General features: G+C 59.7%; 14 protein-coding genes. 6 read left to right on the forward strand and 8 right to left on the reverse strand.

Annotation, left to right across the window (positions count from 1 at the left end; all coding sequences use genetic code 11):
- Window positions 1-633 precede the first annotated feature (633 nt).
- Both HL666_RS14345 and HL666_RS14350 read right to left on the reverse strand, forming a co-directional pair.
- Window positions 634-972, reverse strand: a complete 339-nt coding sequence (locus tag HL666_RS14345; RefSeq protein ID WP_172182028.1) for a hypothetical protein — start codon at window positions 970-972, stop codon at window positions 634-636.
- Between the two features lie 403 nt (window positions 973-1,375).
- Complete coding sequence (locus tag HL666_RS14350) at window positions 1,376-5,149, reverse strand: anti-phage protein Upx-like protein (protein WP_172182030.1); 3,774 nt, start codon at window positions 5,147-5,149, stop codon at window positions 1,376-1,378.
- A gap of 461 nt (window positions 5,150-5,610) precedes the next feature.
- Between HL666_RS14350 and HL666_RS14355 the strand changes: the two genes are divergently transcribed.
- Window positions 5,611-6,942 carry a hypothetical protein gene (locus HL666_RS14355; protein WP_172182032.1) on the forward strand — a complete coding sequence of 444 codons (1,332 nt, stop codon included), beginning with the start codon at window positions 5,611-5,613 and terminating at the stop codon, window positions 6,940-6,942.
- Between the two features lie 670 nt (window positions 6,943-7,612).
- Here HL666_RS14355 and HL666_RS14360 read toward each other — a convergent pair.
- The 6 genes from HL666_RS14360 to traA form a co-directional block, all read right to left on the reverse strand.
- Window positions 7,613-9,889 carry a hypothetical protein gene (locus HL666_RS14360; protein WP_172182034.1) on the reverse strand — a complete coding sequence of 759 codons (2,277 nt, stop codon included), beginning with the start codon at window positions 9,887-9,889 and terminating at the stop codon, window positions 7,613-7,615.
- A 228-nt stretch (window positions 9,890-10,117) separates the two neighbouring features.
- Window positions 10,118-11,032 carry a DUF3800 domain-containing protein gene (locus HL666_RS14365; protein WP_172182036.1) on the reverse strand — a complete coding sequence of 305 codons (915 nt, stop codon included), beginning with the start codon at window positions 11,030-11,032 and terminating at the stop codon, window positions 10,118-10,120.
- Between the two features lie 12 nt (window positions 11,033-11,044).
- Window positions 11,045-12,232: a hypothetical protein gene (locus HL666_RS33980; RefSeq protein WP_210261903.1), complete on the reverse strand. Its 1,188-nt coding sequence runs from the start codon at window positions 12,230-12,232 to the stop codon at window positions 11,045-11,047.
- Window positions 12,233-13,131: 899 nt separating this feature from the next.
- Window positions 13,132-14,481: a DUF6035 family protein gene (locus HL666_RS14380; protein ID WP_172182040.1), complete on the reverse strand. Its 1,350-nt coding sequence runs from the start codon at window positions 14,479-14,481 to the stop codon at window positions 13,132-13,134.
- Between the two features lie 346 nt (window positions 14,482-14,827).
- Window positions 14,828-15,040 carry a helix-turn-helix transcriptional regulator gene (locus tag HL666_RS14385; protein WP_172182042.1) on the reverse strand — a complete coding sequence of 71 codons (213 nt, stop codon included), beginning with the start codon at window positions 15,038-15,040 and terminating at the stop codon, window positions 14,828-14,830.
- Window positions 15,041-15,165: 125 nt separating this feature from the next.
- Window positions 15,166-18,177, reverse strand: a complete 3,012-nt coding sequence (gene traA / locus HL666_RS14390; protein ID WP_172182044.1) for a Ti-type conjugative transfer relaxase TraA — start codon at window positions 18,175-18,177, stop codon at window positions 15,166-15,168.
- A gap of 171 nt (window positions 18,178-18,348) precedes the next feature.
- Here traA and HL666_RS14395 point away from each other — a divergent pair, with 171 nt between their 5' ends.
- The 5 genes from HL666_RS14395 to HL666_RS14415 all read left to right on the forward strand — a co-directional run bounded on the left by HL666_RS14395 (window position 18,349) and on the right by HL666_RS14415 (window position 25,223).
- Entirely contained in the window at window positions 18,349-18,675 is a 327-nt protein-coding gene (locus HL666_RS14395) for a conjugal transfer protein TraD (RefSeq protein ID WP_172182046.1), read from the forward strand.
- 1 nt (window position 18,676) lies between these two features.
- Window positions 18,677-18,892: a conjugal transfer protein TraD gene (locus HL666_RS14400; protein WP_172182048.1), complete on the forward strand. Its 216-nt coding sequence runs from the start codon at window positions 18,677-18,679 to the stop codon at window positions 18,890-18,892.
- 472 nt (window positions 18,893-19,364) lie between these two features.
- The gene (locus HL666_RS14405) at window positions 19,365-21,689 is read left to right on the forward strand and encodes a tellurite resistance TerB family protein (protein ID WP_311975764.1); all 2,325 of its coding nucleotides are present in this window, start codon (window positions 19,365-19,367) and stop codon (window positions 21,687-21,689) included.
- A complete protein-coding gene (locus HL666_RS14410; RefSeq protein ID WP_172182052.1) occupies window positions 21,686-23,017 on the forward strand; it encodes an ATP-binding protein in 1,332 nt (443 codons plus the stop codon). Before HL666_RS14405 ends, HL666_RS14410 begins: the two co-directional genes overlap by 4 nt.
- Entirely contained in the window at window positions 22,986-25,223 is a 2,238-nt protein-coding gene (locus HL666_RS14415) for a DEAD/DEAH box helicase (RefSeq protein ID WP_172182054.1), read from the forward strand. The genes HL666_RS14410 and HL666_RS14415 overlap by 32 nt, the downstream gene beginning before the upstream one ends.
- Window positions 25,224-25,228 lie beyond the last annotated feature (5 nt).

Consider the following 25,228-nt stretch of genomic DNA (forward strand, 5'->3'; position numbering starts at 1 on the left):
CCTTTGACCACAACTTCAGCTGCGCCGTGGTGCAAAGGTCTCGAGTTCACCCGCGGCGACTGCGGTAGCTGGGCGGATCGATCCTATCGCCCTTCAAGATGATCGGCCTGAAGTTGTCCTGAATTGGAAGGCGATGTAGCGCCAAGCGACCAAGATAGGCGCGACCATGCCGCTCAGCTAAGCGACTATCTTCGCGCCACAGGAGCAACTCGGGGCCCCCTAGTTTACATGACGGATGGCATCATTCAATGGGTCACCGCCAGCGCGCCCTCCGGCAGCGCGTGACGCCGAGGCGCGCAGGGTTACCATAGCACGCTGGTCGTCTCGACGCTGCGGCAATAGACAAGCCTGAACTTGCCTTTGAATGTGAATTGCTCATTCGGCCGGCAACTATCGAATCTCTTGATGCGGGCGTGGTATTGGCTCAGATCAAACTCCATGGGACAAACCCACCAGCGAGACAAATGATTGTAGATGTGCCGGTGCGCCAGCCAAGCGGCGCTTCATGTGCCTCGGTAGCTATGGGGGACGGTTTTCGCTGACGGCTTCGAGGCAGCGACCGCAAAATCGGTAGGAAGGATGGATGATGCCCGTCTAGCGACGGGCATCGACCTCTTCGAACGAATACGGCGCCTATACTACAACCGTGGCGCACGGATCCAATCGGTCCGTCTTCTTGTTGTATCCCTCGTCCAGGCGGATGCGCAGCCGCTGGCCGATCCGCCAATCTTTAACGCCGCGATCCACAGCGCCATAAATGGACGGGCCATCGCACCGTTCGATTTTGGCGAAGATGAAGTTTCTTCCCTCGGGAACATTCATGACGGAGGCCGGATAGGTGCGGCCCAGAGCGATCACTGATTGGGCAAACTGTCGAAGGGAGCCGCCGACAAGCTCCACAATGTGACGGCGGAGGGCACCGTGTTTAGCGTCGGCAAAGCCTTCCACCCAGCATCGGTATTGATAAGACAAGCGCGTTTCCGCGCGCGGGACCGCCATAGATGCGTACGATCATCTTGGTGGGATCGGCACTGAAGAAATGCCCGGTGCCGGAATCGCCGAGGATAAACCATTCGTTGACGCGCTGCCGTCGGTGGAAGATCAATGGGATGGTCGCTTCCTGCCCGGCGGAGAGCAGGAAGCGGCCTCGGCCTTGATTTCGGGCATCCCGTCCTCGGGAAGATGATAGAAGAGCGGCCATCTCACATGGCGCAAATCGAACGGCAGCTGACCTCGGGTGGCTTGCCGTAGGCCGTGTTCATAACGCTGATGATCCGGCGATGGGTCTTGTCATGAAGGATCCAAATGTCTCAATGTGCGCCGAACGCAAGTCAGGAGGAGAGTTCATCTTTTCTTGCTGAGCATCTTATCGCTATCAAAATTGAAAATGATTGAGGGCATCAAGCATAGCCGTTTGCCCATCCGGAATCTGACCTGCCGCAAAGAAATTCATTGGCTGAGGAGCGTCCACCACAAGGAGGCCCCGTACATCTGGCGGAGCGTCCAGTTTGAGCCTTGAGCACAACGCCTTGGCGTGGCTCCGCATAAATTCGACGCGCCGGATGTGGCGAAGCATCTTGTCGGGGCTCTCACGGCCATTCTTGTGCCGATTCATTCGGCCGCGATATTCGACGAGGCGCGAAGCGATCTCGATTTCCGTGCGGCAAAGCCTTAGGTTCTTGGCTTCAATGACCCACACGCGCCGTCGGTCATGACTGACGGCGAGCACGTCGATGTTTCCCAGCGCGGGGTCAACCTTCATGTTCAGTGCCCAAGACAGAGCCCGGCGTGTCCACACCTCCAGGCCGAGTTTGTGCAGACGTTCTCCCACGTCGTCTTCAAATCGTTCTCCCATGGCATGGCCTTGCGACCCGGCATAAGCGCGGGCAGCGTCGGATATCCAATAGGTATTGTTGAGCGTGCCTTCGCGCAAACCTGAGAAGGAATACATGGTTGCGTCGCTGACAAATATCGGCGCAACAAGGACCAAGGGGTCGGGGCTATCATCAAAGGCCACAAGGGGACGATTGATGATCGAGTAAGGCCGGTCGAAACGGCTAAGATTGAAGTCTGCTTCGGATAGTCCAATGGGAATATCCAACCATCGCGGGCGTCTTGGCAGCGTCAGGCGTTCAAGAAATGTACCGATGTCGTCTGACGGAAAGCTTTCATCCGAGTTCAGGGCACGCCCAAGCTCGCCGCGGCGGATCGTGAAGACGCCTTCGCGCCGGGCTTGGGCCATCCGTACAAGCGCGTACTGCAGATTGATAAAGCTATCGACCGAGGTCTGGTATTCCGTTTCGATGGCCGCGCATAACCCAGGGGTCCAGGCGCTCTCCCGTTCTTGGGAGGCGGGCGTTTCACGCGCTCTGCGGCGCGAGTACGTTTCTGCGGCGTCGTCGAGGACGCGCCGGTTCATCAACTCGACAGTGGGCTTAAGCACGGTCGTCTGGACGGTATGGTCGCTTAGGAGATCGCCGGCTGGGCTGATCCGGAGCGTCGGTTCATGCAGCCCCGCTCCAATTAAAGCAAAAAGCTGGCCGCTTCCAACAATCAACAAAGCCAGTGCGAACAGGTCATCCAGATCATCCCGGTATGGCGAAAGGCCGCCTTCGGTAGCCGCCTCGCACGCCGCTACCTCACAAACGGTTTTGGCGGCGCGGGCGACGGAATTGACGGCATTTTGCCGCTTGAAGGCCGCGACGTCGGCGGCCTCGCCGCGAATAGCGCGCATGGCGCGGATGGTCGATCGCCACTGATCCTGCTCGGCGCGGGCGGCCTGGTATTGGCGGCCACAGGCGATCAGAAGCTCTTGGCGGTTCATGACGCGTATGCGAGCGGTCAATTCGACAAGCAGCGTCGCCCGATAATTGGCAAGAAAATCCTTGCAGTTGTTTTCACCCGTAATCTCAAGGCCATCTGCGCGATCCCAAAAGCGCCAGACCGACCCGCATTTGGCGAGAGCGTGGGCCGAAAGCGACGGCTCGCGCATCGCGCCAATGAGTCCTGATCCGGCCAGGTAATCGAGAGGGGTGAGAGACTCGCGGATATGGAGCCAGCGCCAATCGACCGACCCAATGGCCGCGCGCACTTCATCGGCGAGAGCAGCTCGTGTTACTGCCCCTGAAGCAGCCAACGCCTCCAGAATCGCAGCGATCAACTCTACTTCAGCATCGTTCTCTACTGCGCCCAGTTGCTGAAGCCAAGCCTCGCTGACTTCGATTTGTACTGGGTTGCTGGGAGCCCCGGCCCGAACAGTCAAGGCGGCCCGCGCCTGCTGAGATCCGAGCGTGGCCGGGTTGATGGGCTCGGCCATTGAGCGTGGCGGTATGAGAACTTCGACCATGCGCGGGCCACCTGGAAAAGCGTGCGGCAGTTTGGAAAGAACGGTTGGGCCGACCGCCGTAATCCACTGAAAGAGCGCGTGCCACACGCGGTAGCGCCAGTCTCGATCGGCGGCCCCATTTTCAGAGCACTCGAGCCACCAGACATGATTGCCGAAGACGCTGGCACCGAGCAGCCGGTTTTGCCTTGCATCATCGAGGCTCGCGTAGATTGGCTTGAGATCCAAGGGATTGTCCCAATCGAGGCGCTGGGCAATTTTGAAGCCCGCTGGGATCATCGGCAAAGCTCGGACATCAAGGTGCCGCGCGGCCTCGCGCCTCGGGGCCAGCAGTTCGTCGGTCGGAAGGGATAGAAAGCAAGGTGGTTCGACTTCCTTCGCGTGCTCGGGAACAAGGTTGCCGTCGGTGGTCCGCCAGAAGCCGAACAGATTGGCGATACCGTTGACATACTGAAACTCGAAGCCGTCCTGCTGAAGACGTGAGATCTGCTGAAGCAATCGCATGATGCTCCTGAGCCGGCCATGCTCACAGGCACCGATTACGGCAGCATCCATGAAGCTGAGCGGAAGATAGAGCCAATTCTCCGGCGCGTCTGCGTCGTTGATCGGCGGGGCAACGCTATGCGGTGTGCCCCAACCACCGAGGAGAAGGACTGTCATTCCCATCCGGAAATCCGGCTGCTCGCGCAAAAACCGCCAGAAGCGCTCGACATCCTCGGCAACGAATTGGTTTGCTTCGAGGCCGAGCGGCCGTACCGATCCGAAGCCGCGCCTTGGAAAATCCTCGAACGTTGCCGGGAGCTGGATGACATGCAGAAATCGGCCAGGCGCATAAGCGCACACGCTGGCGCGCATCATGTGTTGGTTGGGTGGCGACAGCCTCAACGATGGGACAGGCCAAAATCCCGAGCGCTCGGCATGAGCCTCCTGCTCAATGAGGAGCGCCTCCTGAAGCGTTTCGCCCAAGCCCCCGGCATTGGCCGCATTGACCAGAACGGCTCGCAGCGCAACCGAGAGATTCGAGGGAACAAGAACGGTGACGCCCGACGAAGTTGCTTGCAGCGGATAATATTCGAGCGGCGTTTCACCGATGGGGCGATCGCTGACATACCGTTCTTGGCCGGCCTGGAAGAAGAACGGCGTCAGGGCTCGCTTGTCGATTTGGAGCCGTTCGAGATCCACATCCGTAAACCGAACACGGCGCGAGAGGCGCTTGAGCTCTTCCGCCCCTGGGACGGTGAGCTGGCCCGCCGGTTGCCCCGACGAAAGCGTATCCCGGTCCACGCCTGCGCGCGCGGCAAGCGCCTCGCTGAGTTGCAGTAAGGCATAGACCGAGCGCAGTGTTTGATCCTTCAAGCCCCCCGGAGGAAGTGCTTCGAAGGCATCGAGAAGCGTTTGCGTATAGGCGCCGGCCCCCTCCCAAACGCCCATGAAAATCCTGAAATCACCACGGCTCGTCGCGATACGATCGCAAAAGAGATCCTCGATCGGATCTTCGAGACGCAGCACGCCGGCGCGGCCGAGCCCGTCATTCAGCGTCGTACCTAGATCGCGGGGCTGCGGCTTCCGTCTACCGGTGGATTTGGAAAGAACCAGCCGTTGCAACCATTCGAGCCGGATGGTGTTCGCGTGGAAGTGCGGCTCAGTAAGCAAGCCCGCCAGTTCTGCGCTTGCATTGCTCCTTTTCCAGTCTGCGACTTGTCCAAGAGCAGCGTCGCGCGGATCGAAGACCTCGTCCGGAAACTGCGGCGGAACGAGGCCTTCAAGAAACTGCTGGATTTCTTCAGGGCTGGGAGCCGATTCCATCGGGCTGCCGTCCGTTGCGGCATGTTGGAGGACAATCGCGGATCATAGCAGGTTACCGGCTGACCGGTAACGCCGCCGTCGCGCACTCCGATTTAGTGCTCGAAGCAAACCTGATTTGTGGAGCCTTTGCAGAGAATCCTGAAATCGGGGTCTTCGTAGTCGGGTGCTCATGGCAAAAAGGAACGAATCGCCAGCTTGGGCCGAGATTGGGCGACCCTTTCCGGAGCCGTGCCGCCCATGCTCTAACGACCCCCAATCCCGTCGGAACGCTCCGGATTTGTGCTGCCGCCTCGATCCCTTTTGCCGCAGCGGAAGCTTGGCGTTTCTAACGGAAACTGCAGCAGGACGAAACGAGCGTCAAACGATATCTTACAACAAATAGCCTTCGTTGGCGGGTAATATCGACACCAATTTTCGTCTGGCCACGATTCGTCGCGTCAGACGCCACCCGGGACATTAGCATGGCCATGTTTGCACGGCGCTCTTTGCAGCGCCTTCTAGACGATCTCAAGACGAAGCTTTCGCCCGAGGCCTGCGCGAAGCTGGCGCATGGGCTCAATCAAAGCGACGCGTCCGCGCTCGGCTATGAGTGGGAATTGGCGTTGCTCTTCGCGCTCGGCCAGGCCGGGACGATATCTTACGAGGCAGATACGCATGGCGGGCCGAGCCGGCCCGACATCACCTTTGCCGAGAACGGGGGATCGATCCGGTTCGTCGCAGATGTCACCATGGTTTCGGACGCGGGGCTCGAGGACGAGAATCCGGTTATGCGCTTCTCGCAAAGTCTGCACAGGCTCAAGCGCAAATACCGCCTGTCTGGAAGTTTGGATTATCGCGTGTCGGGCGTCACAGACGGTCCGTCACCGCACAAGCAGAAGACGCGGCTGAAGCTTCCCAAATTGTCCGAGCTCGATGTGTTTCTCGCTGAGCATGTCGGCCCATGGTTCCGCCAACTCGCGGACGAAAAGCAGGCTCGCGCAACCCTGCAGGTGAACGAGCCTGGTGTAGCGTTTTCGTTGTCCTATGATGAGAGCGAGCGCCACAGCGGCGGTGGTTATCCTGCCTATACCGCTGCGCAATCGCGAACGCAAAACCCGGTCTTTACGGCCCTAAAATCAAAAGCCGCCCAGCTCAAAAAATCCAGTGCCACAGATCCTTGCGGGATAATCCTTTGCGATGGGGGATGTGCGCTGTTGTCGAAGCCAGGGCGCCAGATGCAGCAAGTTGGCCTTGACGAAACCATTGCCGAGTTCTTCCGACAGCACTCGTCGGTGGCCTTCGTTGTGGTGTTGGTATTTCCGCCGAGCCGCGTGGATGCCTTTACGGGCGTTTTCAAGGAATTGAAAATCACTGGCCGCCTCTACAGCAATCCGCGCGCAGCCAATGCTCTGCCGGAAGAGCAGTTAATCGCTTTGATCAATCGTGGCCTAGCCCAGCTTCCCCAGCCGGTGGCAACGCCGCGAGATGCTCTCTATTGGATCGGCCGCGCACGAGACCATGAGGGGCAGACCCATGCGAACATTGAATATTCGGGAGGTTTAATGACAGGATCGGTCAAGCTATCGGCGCGACAAATTCAGGAAGTATTAGCCGGCAGGACGACGGCCCAAGAGCTCTTTGCGCAGTTCGATCACCCGGGGCGACCTTTCCAGAACCCCTTCGAAATGGCCTTGCGTCAGGGGTTAACAATGGAATCGGTGAGCCTTACAAAGCAAGCCGATGCAGACGACGACTTGCTCGAAGTACGCTTTGGGTTCTCTGATCCCGCAATTAGCAAACTAAAGGCTGGCTAGGTTCTATAAGGCATTGCAATGCATTCCTTGCGTATGAATCGCGCGAGGTATTGACGTTGCCGGATCGCGGCTCGCGGAGCAGGTCGAACTATGGCCCAGCGGATAGGTTCAACACGTCTAGGGCTTGCGATAAAGTGGCCGCCAACTTCTCCTGGTCACGGGCCCGCTTCGCCACCGCTTTTAATTCCTCAAGGCGCGTTCGGCCCGCATCATCGGTCTTGATAATGATCGACATGTTGTGAGCGCTTCCGCGGCCAAGAGACACTTCCGACGGGATGCCCATCCGTCGTAGGGTGGCTTCAACTTGATCTTCTACGGCCCGTGCCGATCCAAATTTGGTGATCGTTTCTGCCAATCTTCGCACTCGGCAATATGGCCGCTCTTCGACTTCGCAAGGTATATCCTGCTCAGCATCGACGTGCTCCTTCAGAAGGCACGCTGCACGACCGGCAACGGCTTTTTAGCCTCTTTGCGAAGCAAAAGCGGCCGTCGCTCGCCCTCCCATGGCCAATGAGCTCGACGTGCATTCCGAGCGCTTGGCTTACCTCATCGCTGACGAACTTGTCGAACCCGTTCCATCTCATAGGGGCTCCCACATCACGATTCCCCGACCGCGATAGTGGACCAAGCGGGACTCTAGAGGAAGGCACCAAGGACGATACCCCGCTTGTTAAAGCTTACCTGCCGCGAGCAGTTCGCCCTTTGATTTAACGGTGCAAATTCGTCTCGCCACGCCCGCAACGGGGGGCACAAACATCAGGAACAGTGGCGCGCCTATTCCGGCCGCCGCCATCGCGTCCAAAGCCTCTTCCAATTTTGGGGTCAGCTCCTCTTCGTCCCTTTCGCCGCGAACGAGCGCAATAACGCCTTCTGTTCGGATTTGAGGCCCGAACGTCTCGATGATAACACGAAGGCCCTTCTTCTTGAATTGGTAGACTCCGTGGCGAATCGGCTTCTCCAGGATAGACTGGTGCTCAAGCGGAACGTTCCGAAGCTGCAGGCAGTCAGATAGCCAGTCGTCGCCTTCCTCCGTTTCTCTCTGAGTAATCAGTCCAAGCCAATAAGGGGTCAAAGCCGCCGAGACTTGGGCTCCAAGCTGCTTGTCGCGCGACTGCGTGAGGGCAATGTCGAACGCACGAGAGTAGCCGTAGATCATCAGGAACGTGCCGTCTGTCTCCTGCTCGCCAATGTTGAAGCCGGTCTTAAGATAGTAAGCGATGAGATCAAGCTCGTCCGCGACGTAATTCGCGTTTGCCTCGAACGATTTCCGCCGCCAAAGATAGTGGACGATAGCGCTCGGACTGCCGAGAAGGTCCACAAGGAGGTCGAGCGAGCCAACGCCCATGGTCGGCGGCAGGTCGGCCCCTTCCGGAACCAGTCCAGCCTTTCTAAGCTCTCCCGAGCGCGCATTGAGATTTCCGATGTTTTCGCTTGTAACATTCAATCGAATGATGTCGATGATGGCGCGGCTATCGATCTCGCAAGTGCTGCCATCCGCGCAGATGAACTTATGCACTTCACGGTTCGCGGTGAGATACGCAGCGAAGCGGGCCGATTGTTCGGCTGGATCGAGCATGAGCTTGCGTATCTCACGCTTGAGGCGGTCGAAGCTTCCGCGCCGGGCACTCGCCGTAACTTCGCCAGACTTAGCTTCGACGAGAAGAAGCCAGCCGGCAAGCTGAATCACGACGTCGTTCTCAAAGTCCTTCTGGGTTTCGGGGTCATGCCATTTTACGGAGCGCGAAACGGTTGCTTTCGGGAGAGCTGATCCGAGCAGGTCGGCGACCTTGCTTTCCAGGACAATAGCCCTGGCGTCTTCATACTGGGTTTTCAACTGCTCCGTTGCATCACACAGAGCTCGAAAAATATCCGGATGGTAGCTGTAGACGGTTGTTGGTACTGGCAACATCCACGTCTCGCTCTGCCGGATGAACGGGCGTATCCATACAGGGTTGTCCAGCACGATATGGTCGATGGGTTTATCGGCCAATTCACCAAATGTAATCGATAGTGCATTTAGAATGGATTTTGCGCCATCGAAACTTTTAACCGCCTTCAGATGTTCAAGCTCTTCACGAAGATCGTCGTCCGTCAGCGTGAATACGGCAGGCAAGCGAAGGTTGGAGTGTGCAACCATCGTCATTCTCACCTGGGGCAGCCGTTCCGAGTCGGTCATATTGGGAAACAATTCCCGTAGGCTTTCGACTGTAAATTGCTCGCCCGCAAACGCGTCCAGATAGGTCGCAGCAACAGCCTTTAGCGTTTGCGCGCCAAAAATCCTGCTGATCTTGTGCACATGTAGGTTCAATCGATCTTCGATCCTCAGGCAGAGTCGCGCCAGCAGATCGAATACGATCGTTGCTGCGACGCCGAATTGTGCCTTGAATGAATTGTCGATGCGTTCGAGGATTGGCCGGAGCAAACGCGCATGCTGTTCGGGATAGAAGTCGCCGCGAATGACCTGCGTATGGCTGCGTATCTCCTCAATGACTAGGCGTCGAGAGAAATCGACTTCATCTTCGGGGAAGTCTGCGTATTGGGCATCGAGCCGTGCGTCCGCCAGTTGCTTCGAAAGATTGAGCGCCTCTTCGACCTGATCTGGCGTACCCACCACACCCTCGTAGAAGTCGACCGGGTGGCGGAGCAGCAGAGCCTGAAGGAGTTCGGCCTGATGTTGGCCGAAGGAAAGCTCATCTTCTCTGAATGGCTTGCCGCCAATGAAAACGAGCAAATATCCGGCGCAACAGATGGCGTCCACCGGCTCAATCGGCTTTAACTTGCCGGCAAGGGATTCAGTCAGCTCGGCGAATTCAGTCTTAGCTTTCTCGCCTCGTTCGCGGGCAAGCTTCACGCGTTCGGCTTGCGGCACGCCCTCAAACGGGTTCTTGAGTACGGATATCTCGGGAAGGTGGGGCGGTCGCTTGAGATCCTGTGAAGTGACTTGCATTTTGGAATGACCGGAGCGTTCAAATGCCAGTACAATAGAGGCGCTAATTGCAAATGGTGAAGCCCTCTTATCGGTGAGCTAGTACTGATCCGAAGCAAGCCCTGTCGCGAGACCGGCCAACAGGGTATCCGCGCGACGGGCAGGGATACGGTACCGCGAAGCGGCGGCCCATGCGCGAGTGTCTCAGGCAAGCGAAGCCGCATAGCCCACCAAAAGCCGCGTACAGAGTCATTTGCGCCGGAACAGCCGCCCTAGGTAAGCTATACCCCGGCTCAAGGCCGTCGACCCTTCAGGATAATAGACTCCCGGTCCCTTGATTTTTGAAGGATCGATGCCGGCGGCTATGAGCCTCTTGTGCTCGGCCTTGAAGTCTTTCCATTGTTGCTTTGATTGAAGCAACGGCACCCCGGGAAGGGTGGCGTGGTGGCTCGCCCAACTCCGTAGCACCTCGTCGGGGATTTCCTGAACAAGATGGCCGTCGTTGCTGATGAGACGATTTGTTCTGGCCAGCTTTTCACCGGTTTCATGCTCGCGCCGTAAATGCCATGCAAGCAGATCAGCCGCCTGGAGAGGCGCATATGGTTGCTCCTTCTCATTTTTGAACTGGGGAAGACCGTCGATCAGCTTGCGAGCCTCGACCGGAAGAGCCTTTATCATCTCGGCTATAAACATCTCGACATCGGCATCCACGCCCTGCTGCTCGTCGAAGATGAACTGAACAGGAGCACGCATCGGGCTTTCGGCGGTGAAGCGGGCTACACCAGAGACAACCGCAAAGCACATCGTGAAATGCAGCCGTCCAAATCCGTAAGGCGAGAAAGGCTTCAATTCGTCTTCAAACAACCGGCCGTTTACAGAGAACTCGTACGAGACCGGCTGATAGTGAGCGATGATCGCCGCCAGCTTGGCGAGCTTGGCATCCCTCATCTGCTCATCCCATTGGCTGTGATGAAATTGGCCACTGAGGTGATGGGCTTCGGAAGCTTTGAGGTATTCGATCGCGGGCCAGGCCTTCAGCTCCTTGTGCCAGTCCTTCGAGAACGAGGCCCACACATCGGCCCGGTGCAGGTAGCCAGCCAAAAACAGCCGCTTGTCGCCGGCTTGAGCTGCGGAATCGTCGGTAAACGCCTGCAGAAGATCCACGCTCGTCGTCCTTCACGTATAAAAGGCCAGCTGGTCGAGCGTCAGAATGGCCTGCAATGCACGCACCATCGTGTAGGTTTCCGCCGCCGCGTGACCGTGACCAACGGCATGGCGTGAACCAGCCGATCCGGATGACGTGGAAGGATCGAAGTTGGCGAAGGTATACTGTTGAAGGTATTCGGCGAAGGCGGTCGGAAATAGGAGAGTATCGGGTCGCCCCGCCTTGGCCTCCGCGGATGAAACGGCGAACGCAAGCAGGGTTTTGAGTTTGGCCGATTGGCCGCGAACTTTCCGGTACGCCTCGTTGAGAATGCCTTCGATTTCGGTCAGCACGATCTTCAGGACCGGCACGGCGTCGTCATTCGTGAAAGACTTCACGGCCGATCGCAATAGCGGTTCCTTGCCCGCAAAATGCGGCCTAGACACCCAGCGCTTGAACATGCGTTCGAGTCGCTCGGCATCAAATTTCGCAAGAAGCTGCACTTCTTCATCGTTCAAATCAAATCCTGCTTCGCAGGAGTTGGCGAGCGTCTGGAACTCGGCTCCGAGTATTTCAACGAATGGAAACCAGCCTGCGGCCAGCAGTCGCGAAAAGGTTGCCTGGTCTGCGATGGCGTCGTAGAGGTCGCGATGCGCCAGCCGCCGATAGAGCGTGCCAAGGTCGCGCTGCATCTCCGCGATGCCGAGCTGTCCGTCCGGATTGGCATCGAAAAAGAGCCCGAAACGCCAACCTTCGCGGAAGATGCAGACGATACGGTCCTTTTCGCCAATGTCGACGCGCGGAAACGACATTCCAGTCACGTCAGCGATGTCGTTGTTGAAGAGAACGCTCCCGGCGACCATGTCCCGCTTTGGCATGATGCGCAGCGCGACAGCCGTCGCGTCCACCCACAGCTCGGCGGTGTCATCCGGATGCACGACAAGCAGGATATATCCCGCGTTCTTGAGGCTTACAGCCTGCCCTGACTGTCGGGCCATAAACTCGATGTGCCCGCTGAGACTTTCAGCCACACGGTGAAAAAAACGGTCGTCGGAAGTCAGTGCAAGGCGCGTCCAGACTTTGATGGAGTCGCCGGCTCGGCCCGCTTCCGCCGAAATGCCATCCAACTGTACGCCGGACAGCTTGATCGGCTTGCCGACATTGCCAAGGAGGACGCCAGGCTTCTCCGATTTCTCGGTAGTGGGGGCAGACTCAGTCATGGCCAAATTCTATCACACCGGCGGCCAAATCGCGTAACAAGCACGGGCCCCTAGCGCTGTTTCGCCCGATCCTATGCTAGGCTGATCCTGGCAAGGGGATCTATGATGAAAAAACTGACCAGCAAGATCGGAAAGTAATTCGGCGGGTACGCGCTCATCAAAGCGGATCTCGAGTTCCCTATTTACGTGTTCGGGCGTGCGGCTGAACTGTCTGAGAGAGCAGAACCGTCGGCCGGTGAATCATTTCCGAACTTCGAGCAGAATCTGAGCGCGGCACATCCTCGTCTGCGCGCCTGTGGAACAGTTTACGTTTGAACGTGCAAAAACCAACCCGCAGGACTTCGACAAGAGAGCCTACTTCGAGGCCGATATCGTTGCCTATGCAAAATGCTTCAACTCGAACATGCGAACGCGCCTGTCTCAGGATATTTTCAAGGGCGCTTGCGCCACAGAAGGAACTTCATCTGTGGTGCATGGAGCTAGGAAACAGCCAGAACGCTCACGCCGATCTGAGGCTCGAGCGGTCCTATGCCAGCGTCAATCTCGTGGAAGATGCGTCATTCGGTAAGCGTCCGAGCGGCCTCCTGGCTGCTATGCTGGCGAGGCGGAACGTTCCCAACACTCGAACGCTGACGGAATTGTCGCGCCATTGTGAGCTGATCATTGAGCACTATCTAGGTTCGCAGTTGGACGAGACCGTGAGAGAAATCCGCGAGCAGATGTTGAGACTGCCCAAAGAGCAGTTCGATGCGCTTCCTGATTATGTCTTGGAAGACCCCGCAACCGAATTTACGAGCGACTCGCGATGGCCTCAGAAGAGCTGAGCCGAGAGACGCCGTCGCGGTCAGAGGAGTGAGGCGGCTTACCTTGAGACCTATCCAGGATCCGGGCCACCGACTTTACGTCACGACAGAGGCCCAAGTCGGTAGTTCATCTAGATAAACCATCTCCTCGCGAGTGATGCGGTTGAACACCTCTGGCACGAGATGAGCCATAATCTGCCACTCGATCTCGCCCTCGAGACAGAGATTACCCTCCGCCGCCGCCTTTGCACGCTCGATATGTTCGCCAACCTTGCCGCTCAAGAGGTTGTGTTGATTGCTATGCCTGAGAAGGAATTCGATCAGGAGAGCATAGCGCTGCATCTCCTCCACGCTATTCAAGAGCGTGTTGAGCATCGCGCGGATATTGTCGTGCCGCGTTGCATAGTTCCGGAAGTGCCCGTTAGCGGCCGAGATCACGGTGAAGACGATGGCGATCAGGCGGACGACAGCGATCTCTTCTGCTTCGCCGGGACCGTACGAGGAGATGACACCAAAGCGATGGCTTAAAGCTGCGATCGCATCTCTCACAGCCGGTGCGTGAACGATAGTCCGTTCCCAATTGTCGCGGTAAGGTTCAAGTGCCTTGAACCAAGCCGCTCTTTGTCCGTTGATCTCCGCCTTAAGAGTGGCTGTTATCCGGTCTTCGAGATATGGAAGCGCTTGCCCTCGAAACGTCAGCGCGTCAATTCGAACCAGTTTCGGCGGATCGTACGCGCCCTCACCGTGCTTCAAATAGCACTTCAGGACGATCGTCTTTTGTTCGTGGGATGCCTGGATCGCTTCGTGGTCCAAGACAAACGCATTGCCGCGATGCCGGCGGATTACGTCGCGAAAACTTTGCGGGATATCATCAGTCGTAGGATCGACCCCATAAAGCACCCAGATCAGGTTGATGCCTTCGCGCTCATAATGGTGGCAGCGGGCGGAGATTTCCGTTTGGAAGGTATTGGAGAGCTGGATTTCGATCACAAACGGCGCGAGGTCTTGCCACTCGATATACACGTCTGGATATCTACCAAAGCTGTTCTCTGTTGGCGGTAGGTACTGTGCGACGGTACTGCGGACATATCGGACATCGGCCTTGGCGAGTTCGTCGATCTGTTCGCAGAGCATCCGATGGGTACGGGATTCCTGCTGGCCCTGGTACTGGGCTGCTCGGGCCTCGTCGATCGAAAGTGAGCTGCCATGGTGCCATGGGCAGCTAGGATCCCCGCCCCTGTAGTGCACAAAATAGGGCAGCCGGCGCTCGCCCTGCTTCCTCGTCTGGATAAAGACACGGCTTTCGCAGCGTAGGCATCTCGCCGTTAACCCGTCCTGGTGGCCACGGGCACCGTCCGTTAACCGGTCCCGGAGGGTGCCCCATGCATCTTCGGACAGCGATAGAAGCTCACGAGCTGACATTGCACCTATCGGTTGGTCGAACATGACCGCCTCGACGATGCGCCTTGGGGCACGTTGTGCTCGCGGCTCATTTTGCATTGGTCGAATCGTCTCTAGTATCCACTAGCGCTATGCTAACCTAGGCGGCGTTGGAGTTGTCAGCCCGTAATAGCTGCGCAACGGAAGCCGCGCTACTTCCGCTTCAAAAGACCTCGCCGGAGAAACGACGCTCGTATTCGACTCGAGCCTAGCCAGACTAGGTCTATCCGCTCCGATCATGCGCGATCGCGAGGTGCGAATTGGAGAGCGGGTCTGCGGCCCGCCAAGGTAGATCACCAGAAACCCGACCTTACGCCGCGCGCTCAAGGCAAAGTTAGCCCTGAGCAGCTGATCAGACGTCATCGCACGGACGTTTTGGACGCCATGAGACGGGATTGGCGATCCAGCGGTTAATATCGGACTCGTGCCAGCCGGTCCCGTTGGCGCTGATTTTGAGCTGAGGCGGGAACGTGCCTTCGGCGATTTTGCGGTAGATGGTGGATCGGGACAGCCCGGTCCTGACGAGGACGGTCTTTAAACGGATGATACGGTCTGGTCCGCGCATGGTGGCGATGCCTCTCGCTGACTGCTTCTGAGAACTGTTGAGACCAGACAGGCCAAACATCTCGGAGAGAAGAGAATCTCGCGTGTCGCCAGCTGTGGCGTAGGAATGGCGGCAAACGGGATGCATCAGAATCCGAGGCCCCGGCCACGGCCGAGGTCGATGCCATGGGCGAACGCCAGTTCCTGACCGAGCCGGCGCCCCGACTCGAAGGCGATGCCAAGATCCTGCTTGCGGCTGGCGAGGATGGATTCCAGCTGCGGGTCGCGTTCGAGGCTCTTAGCCATATCGCCCATTGTTGCGCGCGCGGCCTTGTAGCCGGTCATGTCGCCGACCTGATATAGGCGCTGACTGGTCTGCTCGAGCTTCTGCCAGCGCTCCACAAAGCGGTCGGCGCGGCGGCTCGGATCCATGCGCAGTTCGGTCTCGAGTTGGAGCGCGCGCACAGTGCGGCCGACCTGGCCGCCAGCCGCCTCACGGGCCAGCTGCGGGTTCTGCTTGTACGCGGCTTCGGCGGCGTGCGAGGCATAGGGCCGGACCTTCTCGAAGGCTTGGCGGGCCACGTGCAGTTCTTCCAACTGCTCGGGGCTTGCCCTGCCGCCCATCTCCTGCGCTGCGAAGATTGCATTCACAGCTCGGGCATGGCGCACCAGCGCTCGGGTCCGCACACGGCGCGCTTCCGCTTCCGGTCCTTCCGCGAGCTCCGTTTCCCGCGCTTCGGTATCGCGGCGCTTTGTGGAGGCAATGTTCCTTTCCCCTTCCGGCGCTTGTCGCTGTGGTCCCAGCTCGCGATCGTGCCCGGGCACCTCCGTAGGCGAGCGCAGGTCGTCCAACATCTCGCGCAGCTTCCCCGGCACGGTCTTGCGCACGATCTTGGCCACGCGCTCGCTGAAGGTGATCCCGCGCTGCCCGGCGTAGCTCTGGACCGGATCGGCAGGATCGTAGTCCGAGGCCATGTCCTTGGCGCGATCGCGCGACAGTGTGCGAGTCAGCCGATCCGCATTGGCGAAATCCTCACGACCATAATGCAGCTCCACGCTGTCGCGGTGCCGAGACAGCGCTACATAGCTGCTGTGGGCATCCATACCTGGCGTCGCCAGCACATGAACGCGGTCAACCGTCATGCCTTGCGCCTTATGGATCGTCGCCGCATAGCCATGGTCGATCCGGCTATAATCCTTGAGGTCGAAGCGCACGGATCGGCCATCGTCGGTCTGCACGGTCATGGATTGCGCGCTGACCAGCTCAATGGTCCCGAGCGTGCCGTTCTTGACACCAAGGCCACGCTCGTTCTGCAGGAACATGAGCCGGTCTCCGCTGGCAAAAGTTCTCGCGCCGCGCTCGACCGTCACATGCACCTCATCGCCCAGATCGCCGGCGGCCCGCATCCGCTCGCGCGCTGCCTCGTTCAGCGCGCGAACCTCGTCATTGGTGTGGGTGAGGATGATCCGGCTCCGATCCGGTGAGGCCTGCCGATCACGATCCCAGCGGTCGATCAAATCGCCGCGCGCCTGCTCGCGGGTCTGGGCCTCGTGCACCATGCCGTGAGCGCGGTAGGCTTCGAGCGCATGGCCCACTTTGCCGGTCGCCAAATCCCGTGTGGCGTCGCGCTGCCAGTCCTCCCGCTGACGGCGCACTTCACCGATTTCGGCGCCGCCGTGACGCTCATGGATGGAGCGGAAGGCAGCGCCAGCCTCGATGGCCTGCAACTGTTGCGGATCGCCGACCAGCACAACTTTGGCGCCGGCCTCGGTCGCATGCGACAGCACGCGCTCGAGCTGGCGCGTGCCGATCATACCGGCCTCGTCGATGACAAGCACATCGCGGGACGTCAGCCCGTCGCGGCCCTGCTGCCAGCCATGCTCCAGGCTGGCGATCGTGCGCGACACAATGCCCGATCCGCTTTCGAGGTTCTCAGCCGCAATGCCAGACAGCGCCACGCCCCGGACCTCGAAGCCTGCCGCTTCCCAGGCCTCGCGCGCCACCCCCAGCATCCCGCTCTTTCCCGTCCCGGCATGGCCGATCACAACCCCCAGATCACGTCCATTCGTGACATGCGCCAGCGCCTTCGTCTGCTCGGACGACAGCACCAAACCGCGCGCTTCCGCTTGCACCAAAGCGGCTTGGCGGTCCACGTCACGGACCTCATGGCGCTGCCGGTCCGCCAGCAGCTCGGAAGCGCGATGCAGGCGCTGTTCTGCCTCGATCATTCCGCGGGTAGTGAACCGATCCTCGCCGCGTGCGTCCTTGCCGAGTTCGACCAGATCGGGCGCTCCTTGCATCGCGCCCGCCACCTGGTTGAACTGGTCGAGCCCATCACTGTGACGATGCGCGAACTTCGCCAAATCCCGGCGTGTGAAAGTCGATTGCTGCTGGGTGATGGCGTCCAGTCCAAGGGAGGGATCGGCGATGATCCGCGCGCCATTGTTCCGTGCGATCTCGCGGTGCATCTCGGCGCGGTCAGCCTCAGCCCCTTTGCCTGCGATGTCCCGACCCTCAATGCGTTTGGCCGGTGCGCCGATCTGGCTTTGCGGCTCCAGCGCGATGCCCTGGGCTTCGAGACTGCGATGATCGATTCTCGCGTCGATATCGAGCTCGGCCAAACGCTCGTTGGCAAGCTCCGCCCAGCGTTCGCGCCAGCGCTCGACCATCTCCGTGCGATTCCAATCCCGCACCTTCTGGCCAAAGCCGTTCTCGTCGACCGAGCGCATTGTCAACATGACATGAGCGTGGGGCTTTGGCAGTCCGTCCTCGACCCTGTCCCAATGCACATTGAGGTCGGCAACCATGCCCAGACCCACGAACTCGGTCCGAACGAAGTCCCGGGATAGCTCGATGCCCTGCGCCTCACTCAGCTCGCGCGGAAGGGCGAATTCGACCTCACGGGCCAACTGGGCGTCCTTCCGGACTTCAAACGCTTCGACATCGTTCCAAAGCCGCTCCCGAGCGCTCCATGCCCGTGGCGCGTTCTCCGGCAGCATCACCTCGGAATGAACGACGCCGCGCTTTCCAGAAAAATCCTGATCACGGCCGAGGCGCTCATCGCGCAGCCGCGAGCCCGAGCGGTAGGCGGCTGAAGCCAACGCGCTGCTCCCGGCCTTGCGGCCAATAACCTTGACGTGAAGATGATAGATCGCCATTGCGATCCAATCACTGGCACAGCGAAGCGCACGTCGGAACGACGTATAAGCGCGCCCTCCCTCGAAAAATTCTCGGGAGGGACTATCCCGTCTCAGCTCGTCCTGATGACCTTAAAGCATTGTGCGGGGTGCCAAGCTATCATTTCTCCATTGCCACTCATGGAGGCGACCATGCGCAAACCAAGGGACTTTGATGCGGACCTGAAAGTGCTTGACGACAAGGCACGCGAGCTGAAAACACGCAAGGTGCGACAGCTGGGCGAGCTCGTCATTGCTACAGGAGCTGACGCGCTCAGCGCTGACGAACTCGTGGGCGCGCTCATTGTGCTGGCCGAGACGAAAGAGGCCGGAAAGAGGGAGGCATGGGCCAAGCGCGGGGCCGCGTTTTTTCAAAGCAGAGCACGGCGAACTTCGGCAGCAACTGACCGCAACACAGATGGCGCTCCTGCGCAGCAGAGCGGCCCGCAATCGGCATCAGTCCGCAAGGGCACGGCTTGACATGCGCAACTGGCAGGTCGAACGTCGCAAGCGCACGCGGCAGCTCATTGAATTGGGTGGCCTCGTCGTCAAAGCCGGCCTTGTCAACCTCACCAGCGACCGCGCAACCATCTTCGGCGCGTTACTGTGGGTGGCCGAAAAGCTCCAAAGCGACCAGGGCGAACGGGCACGAGCGCTCTGGGCCGCAAAGGGGACGTACGCTCTAGAGAACGACTGAAGTCGCATCACCGTGATGTTTGGCGGCGCCAAAACGCGATGACGTGGACGGCCCGATAAGGCGGTGAACCTATTCCGGAGAACGCGAACACGATCCGGTCTGTTGGTCGAGTTGGGAGCGGTGGCGAGAGTATGCGGGATAGCCCGCGGCACGGCTTCTAGACGTTCCTGATTACCGCCTGTCAGACGCGTGCTCCTGATGAGGCTCGCCGATGTCATTTCTCCGGACAGTCAGCTGACCGGCGATCAATTTCGATGCGATTGAAAACGCACGCCTATTCAAAGGATTACGTCAGTTTCAACATTACGAAGCTCGATATCGCGAGCAGCTGCTGGCGGGTCTTATCGAAGAATGGTCGATTGCATTGGTCGCCCGTCACACGCTATGCCTTTAATAAGTCGACCGGACATCGGACTGACGGGGTATGGGGCGGCGTAGGAGAGGATCAAACGCTGGAACTGGCTTGCTGATCGTGCTGGGCGCGCTTTTCGCGGTCCTGACGGCGGTCTACCAGTTCGTCATGGAACATCTGGCCGCGGTTGGGACGATTTGCGTCCTTCTCGCGCTAGTTTTCTTTCTCGTCAGGTTCGGAAAGCGCAAGGAGTCTCCAGTCCCTGTCGTAAGCCCGGTCGAAAGCTTGGCGAGGATTGGCTCCCTGCAGAAGGTCAGGTCCGGACAATCCAACGCAGGAATCTCTCGCGAGCGACCGAGCTTAGCCAGGTGGGTTCGATCAGGGGAAATCGTAACGGTTCAAGGCGTCAACATATCCTCGGGGCTCTTCTATCTCGGACGCGCTCTCTCCTTCGAAGACCGTGAAATAGACTGCTACGCCGTAAACCCGCAGCTTAGCGCGAAATCGCCCAGGCCGGACGTCGCCGGGAATTCGATGCCTTACTGGCCGTCCTACGCCGACGTGTCTCCTGCTGCGAGGCGCGCGTTTCTCGATTGGATGTCCACAGGGCGTCGGTCGACCTCGTACGGCATCGGGCATGTCTTTCTTTTCTTCTACGGATTGGAGCACCGGCTGTTCGTTGAGCGCGATCTTGCCAGTGCTCCGGAACTCATTGCCGAAGTCGAAAGACTTGTGGCGGTACGAACGGACAGCGACTCCTTCCAAGGTTATGCGAAACGTTTCCTCGATGCAGCGAGATGCGCGGCCGGCATTCCGCTTCCCATCCCCGCATTGTCGCCTGAACGGACGCATTCGTCTGAGATGGACCTCGGCGTGCGTATCCATTTGGGACGTCGCCTGTCGCAGTCGCGGGTTCTGTTGTCGGAGGACGCCCTTGTCTGGATCTTGGCGCTGCAGGACGTCTACCTGCGCACGGCCGCCGTCCGTTGCTTCGACGAGTTCGTCGCCTTGTGGCACCTCCGGTTTCGGGCGAGGTTCCCCGAAGGGTTCGTTGTCGAGACGACGGGCAGCATCGACGTCCGATATCAAGCGGCAAGCGGCGCTTTCAGCGTCCAGGTGGAGGGACCACACAGGGCCTATCCGGACATCGTAAAGACGACGATATCACCGGAGCCGTTGAGGCAGCTGCTGCAGGATTGTACCGACGAGCTCGATAGCTTCAGCCGTTTGCTGGGAAAGCGGCCGGACGCGAGAAATTCGGTGCAGGCCGCGCTCATGCTTCCTGCCGATCTCTTGTCGGAGATCGGGTTCGAGGCATTGCACCAATTCAAGGCGCGTCTGTCGGAGATCATGGGCGGCCACGGCCGCGCGAGCACCAAGATGCGGACGGTTCTACAGGCGGTGAATTTCGAGGTGCGGGACAAAGTGGCGCCGGGTCTCGCCGACCAATTGAGTCAGGTGCTTGATCTCGTCGACATCGCCATCGAGCCGGATCGCAGGTTCGGTAGCGCTGTTCCGCAATTGGACGATCAGGTTTTCCTATTCAGCGCTCCAGGCGGCGGTCACGTCGATTTCGAGCGTCCGGCCTACCGCTCGATGAAGGCTCAAGTCGAAGTCGCCGTCCTCGCCGCGGCGGCGGATGGCCAAACATCCGGAGACGAGATGTCCCGTGTGATCGCCGGGATCAGAGACGGAAACGACCTCGGCGCGATCGAGCGTGCCCGCCTTATCGCCTTCGCCGTTACGACCTTCAACAGTCCGCCGAAGCTGTCGAGGGTAATGAAGCGGCTGGCGGAACGGAGCGATGCCGAACGCGAGGCGATCGCCGACGCCGCGCTTGCCGTCGTGGGTGGCAGCGGCAACGTCGATGCGGACGACGTCAAGTTTCTCGAACGGCTGCACAAGTCTTTGGGATTGCCTAAGGAGCGTGTCTATTCCGAACTGCACCGGGCGGCGCCAAGAAGCGACGAACCTGTGGCGGTCTCGCACGAAAGGCGCGAGGCTGGCATTCCGATTCCCAAGGAAGCTCCCGCTCTGCCCGATGATGATGCTGCTGGCGTGAAGATCGATGCTGTGCGTCTCGCCCGGACGCAACGCGAAACGGCGGCCGTTTCCGAACTGCTGGCGAACATCTTCGAGGAAGAACCGGCACCTTCCGAAGTCGACACGCCCGTCGCTTCCACCGCGAACGGCGCGTCCCTTGAAGGCCTGGACCGCCAGCACACCGAACTGCTCGAGCAGATCGAGCTCAAGGGTTCCATTTCCAAAGCCGAATTTGAAGAGCGCGCACGCGCCATGAAGCTCCTTCCCGAAGGCGCTCTTGAATGCATCAACGACTGGTCTTTCGACCACTTCGACGAGCCGTTGCTGGAGGAGGGCGATGAGATCGTCATGGCGCACCAGCTACGGTCGCGGTTGGCCGAATTGAGAGAGACGACGACATGAGCAAAGCGCCGAAGGCAATCAAGCCGAAGGAACGGGATACGATTATTCAGGCGCTCAGCGCAGGCGTGGTTCCGCGAGTGGGCCTTCCGCACATCCAGGTCGGCAGAGCCGCGGAGATCGGTGCTCTCCTTCGCGACGTCGACCGTATCGCCGACGGTGGGGCCGCCGTCAGGTTCGTGATCGGCGACTACGGCGCCGGAAAGACCTTCTTCGCGAACCTGATCCGATTGATCGCGCTGGAGCGGAAGTGCGTCACCGTCCATGCCGATCTAGCGCCCGACCGCCGCATCCATGCCGGAGGGGGCCAGGCAAGAGCACTGTATTCCGAAGCGGTCCGGAACATGGCTACGCGGACCAAGCCGGAAGGCGGCGCGTTGGCGGCCGTCGTGGAGCGGTTGGTGACGGACGCCGTGAAGGAGGCGAGCGAGCGGCAGATCGCCGTCGAGAAGATCATCGACGAGAGGCTGGCGCCGATACGGGAATTCGTCGGCGGCTATGATTTCGCGACCGTCCTAAAGGCTTATTGGCGCGGCAGCGAAACGTCGAACGAAGAACTCAAGACCGCTGCCTTGCGCTGGCTGCGCGGGGAGTTCTCGACGAAGACAGAGGCGAACAAGTCGCTCGGCGTCCGTACCATCATCGACGACGACAGCGTGTACGACTCTTTGAAATCGCTCGCATGTCTGACCAAGGTGGCCGGCTATGCCGGGCTCTTCGTCGTGTTCGACGAGATGGTGAACATCTACAAGCTGCAAAGTGCCCAGGCGCGGAAGCTGAATTTCGAGCAGATACTGCGCATCGTCAACGACGCCCTCCAGGGGAATACGTCCAATATCGGATTCATGATGTGCGGAACGCCACCGTTCCTGATGGACACCCGGCGTGGGTTATTCAGCTACGAAGCGCTGCAGTCGCGTCTCGCCGAGAACCAGTTCGCGACGGGAGGTCTCGTGGACCTTTCGGGACCGGTCATCAACCTCCAGAGCCTGACGCCAGAGGACCTCCTCGTCCTGCTGTCGAACATCAGGAACGTCTTCGCAGGAGGCGATCCCTCCAACAATCTGGTGCCGGACGAGGCTCTGAAGGCGTTCATGAACTATTGCGATCGCCGGATTGGTGAAGCGTATTTCCGGACGCCCCGGACGACGGTGAAGGCGTTCGTCCAGTTGCTTTCGGTTCTGGAGCAGAATCCCGGCGCCAAGTGGCAGGATCTGCTGGGGCAAGTTCAGATCGCCGCCGATTTGCACGGCCAGGAGGAGATGGTGCCCGAGGGCGGACCGCAACCGGGAGATGAAGATGAGCTTACCAGTTTCCGCATCGGGACTTGAATCCGCTTATCACCGGCTCCACCCGAAGATCCGCCGCTGGATCCGCGATCAGGGCTGGGACGAACTGCGCGAAATCCAGGCCCGTACGATCGTCGAGGTGCTCGACGGCGACAGCGACATCCTGATTGCGGCGACAACCGCCGCCGGAAAGACCGAGGCGGCGTTTCTGCCGATCTTGACTTCGATAGCTGAAAGGAAGGCGTCCGGCTTCTCGGTTCTGTACGTAAGTCCGCTCAAGGCACTCATCAACGATCAGTTCAGGCGTCTGGAAGAGCTCTGCGAAAGCATGGAGATCCCCGTCGTCAAGTGGCACGGCGATGCGCCACAGGCCGACAAGAAGAAAGCGATGAGTAAGCCGGACGGCATCGCGCTCATCACGCCGGAGTCCATCGAGGCAATGTTCGTCCGCCGTCCTGCCGACGCCAAGCGGCTGTTGTCGGCTGCGGAGTTTATCGTCGTCGACGAACTCCACTCCTTCCTCCAGGGACCGAGAGGTCTGCATGTCGCGAGCCTGCTCCGCCGCATCGACGCAATGGCGGCCCGCCCGGCGCGAAGGGTGGGTCTCTCTGCGACGATCGGCGATCTAGGGCAAGCGCGCACTTGGCTGCGGCCCAGAGATCCGGATCGTGTGGCTGAACTTCTGGCGAAGTCCGATGCGCCGGAACTGAGGCTCCAGGTCAGGGGATACGTCGAGCCACCTGATCTCGACGATCCCGATCACGCCGAGGGAGGGACGGAGAACGAGGACGGCCTGCCACATCGGATCGCGCTCGATTGGATCTCGGATCATCTGTTCGAGACGCTGCGAGGTGAAAACAATCTCATCTTTGGAGGATCGCGGCGGACTGTGGAATCGACGGCCGACCGGCTGCGCCGACGCTCCGAAAAGCTGAACGTGCCAAACGAATTTTATCCTCACCACGGCAGCCTTTCGAAGACATTGCGGGAGGAGTTGGAGGATCGCCTCAAGGATGGGAAGCGGCCCACGACAGCGGTCTGCACGTCGACACTCGAGTTAGGCGTCGACATCGGCTCGGTGAAGTCGGTTGCTCAGATAGGAGCGCCGCGTTCGCTGGCGTCGCTTAGGCAAAGACTCGGTCGGACCGGCAGACGCCGCGGTACACCGTCCGTCCTGCGCATCTACCTGAGAGAACCGAACATCGATCGGAAGTCGGGGATACTGGACCGCCTTCGATCGAACACGATCAGGTCTGTCGCGGTGGTTAGGCTTCTTCTCCAGGGGTTCGTCGAGGAAGCCGGGACGTCTCCAGAGATCGCCTCGACGCTGATCCACCAGATACTCTCAGTCATCGTCGAGCGCGGTGGCATCAGACCCAAGCCGCTGTACGACCTTCTGTGTGGACCTGGTCCTTTCGCGTCTATCTCGACCAACGACTTCGTGAACCTGCTGCGCCATCTTGGATCACGCGACGTGCGCTTCGTCGAGCAGGCCGCGGACGGTACGCTCATGCTCGGACAGGAGGGTGAAAAAGCGGCGCAGTCGCGCAGCTTCTTCGCGGTTTTCGAGTCCGGCGAAGAGTGGCGGCTGACGGTCGGCGGGCGGGCTCTCGGAACGCTGCCGATCACCCATCCCGTCCATAAGGACGGCCTGGTCGTCTTCGCCGGGAGACGATGGATCGTGCAGGACCTTGACGAGCAGACGATGACGCTGGTCGTCGCACCGCATCCGGGCGGCGTCGTCCCGCGCTTCGAACCAGCTTCCGGCGAACCCGCACACGACAGGCTGGTGGCGGAAATGCGATCGGTCTATCTTGCGAACGATGTGCCGCCCTATCTGGACGAGAAGGCTCGGAAGCTTCTGTCCGAAGGGCGCGAGATGTTCAGAAATCTGGATTTGCAGCACCGCTCGCTGGTGCCCGAAGACCGGGACATGCACGTCTTTCTCTGGCGGGGTTCTCAGGCGACGGCAGTCTTCAGCGCGGCTCTGGCTATGGCCGGCCTCAAATCGGGCGTCCACGAATTGGGGGTGTCGGTTTCCAAGATCAAGCAGGAAGAGCTCCGGCCCATCTTGGAAAAGCTCGCGCAGATGCGTGAGATCGATCCGGCGGACGTTTCGGCATTCGTCGCTAACGTCAAGACCGGAAAGTTCAGAGAGCAGGTGCCGGAAGGATTGGCGCGCTCGCTGTGGGCCAAGCAGAACCGGGGCCGAATAGCCGATATATCAGCGATGGCCGCCGGCGCGTAGCTAGT

This window comes from Bradyrhizobium aeschynomenes, assembly GCF_013178945.1.
In the GTDB taxonomy this organism is placed as follows: Bacteria; Pseudomonadota; Alphaproteobacteria; order Rhizobiales; family Xanthobacteraceae; genus Bradyrhizobium; species Bradyrhizobium aeschynomenes.

Excerpts from the sequence above, each read along its gene's own strand:
- HL666_RS14350 (WP_172182030.1), bottom strand. The coding sequence starts at position 5,149 with ATGGAATCGGCTCCCAGCCCTGAAGAAATCCAGCAGTTTCTTGAAGGC.
- HL666_RS14355 (WP_172182032.1), top strand. The coding sequence starts at position 5,611 with ATGGCCATGTTTGCACGGCGCTCTTTGCAGCGCCTTCTAGACGATCTC.
- HL666_RS14360 (WP_172182034.1), bottom strand. The coding sequence starts at position 9,889 with ATGCAAGTCACTTCACAGGATCTCAAGCGACCGCCCCACCTTCCCGAG.
- HL666_RS33980 (WP_210261903.1), bottom strand. The coding sequence starts at position 12,232 with ATGACTGAGTCTGCCCCCACTACCGAGAAATCGGAGAAGCCTGGCGTC.
- HL666_RS14380 (WP_172182040.1), bottom strand. The coding sequence starts at position 14,481 with ATGTTCGACCAACCGATAGGTGCAATGTCAGCTCGTGAGCTTCTATCG.
- HL666_RS14385 (WP_172182042.1), bottom strand. The coding sequence starts at position 15,040 with ATGCGCGGACCAGACCGTATCATCCGTTTAAAGACCGTCCTCGTCAGG.
- traA (WP_172182044.1), bottom strand. The coding sequence starts at position 18,177 with ATGGCGATCTATCATCTTCACGTCAAGGTTATTGGCCGCAAGGCCGGG.
- HL666_RS14395 (WP_172182046.1), top strand. The coding sequence starts at position 18,349 with ATGCGCAAACCAAGGGACTTTGATGCGGACCTGAAAGTGCTTGACGAC.
- HL666_RS14400 (WP_172182048.1), top strand. The coding sequence starts at position 18,677 with ATGCGCAACTGGCAGGTCGAACGTCGCAAGCGCACGCGGCAGCTCATT.
- HL666_RS14410 (WP_172182052.1), top strand. The coding sequence starts at position 21,686 with ATGAGCAAAGCGCCGAAGGCAATCAAGCCGAAGGAACGGGATACGATT.
- HL666_RS14415 (WP_172182054.1), top strand. The coding sequence starts at position 22,986 with ATGAGCTTACCAGTTTCCGCATCGGGACTTGAATCCGCTTATCACCGG.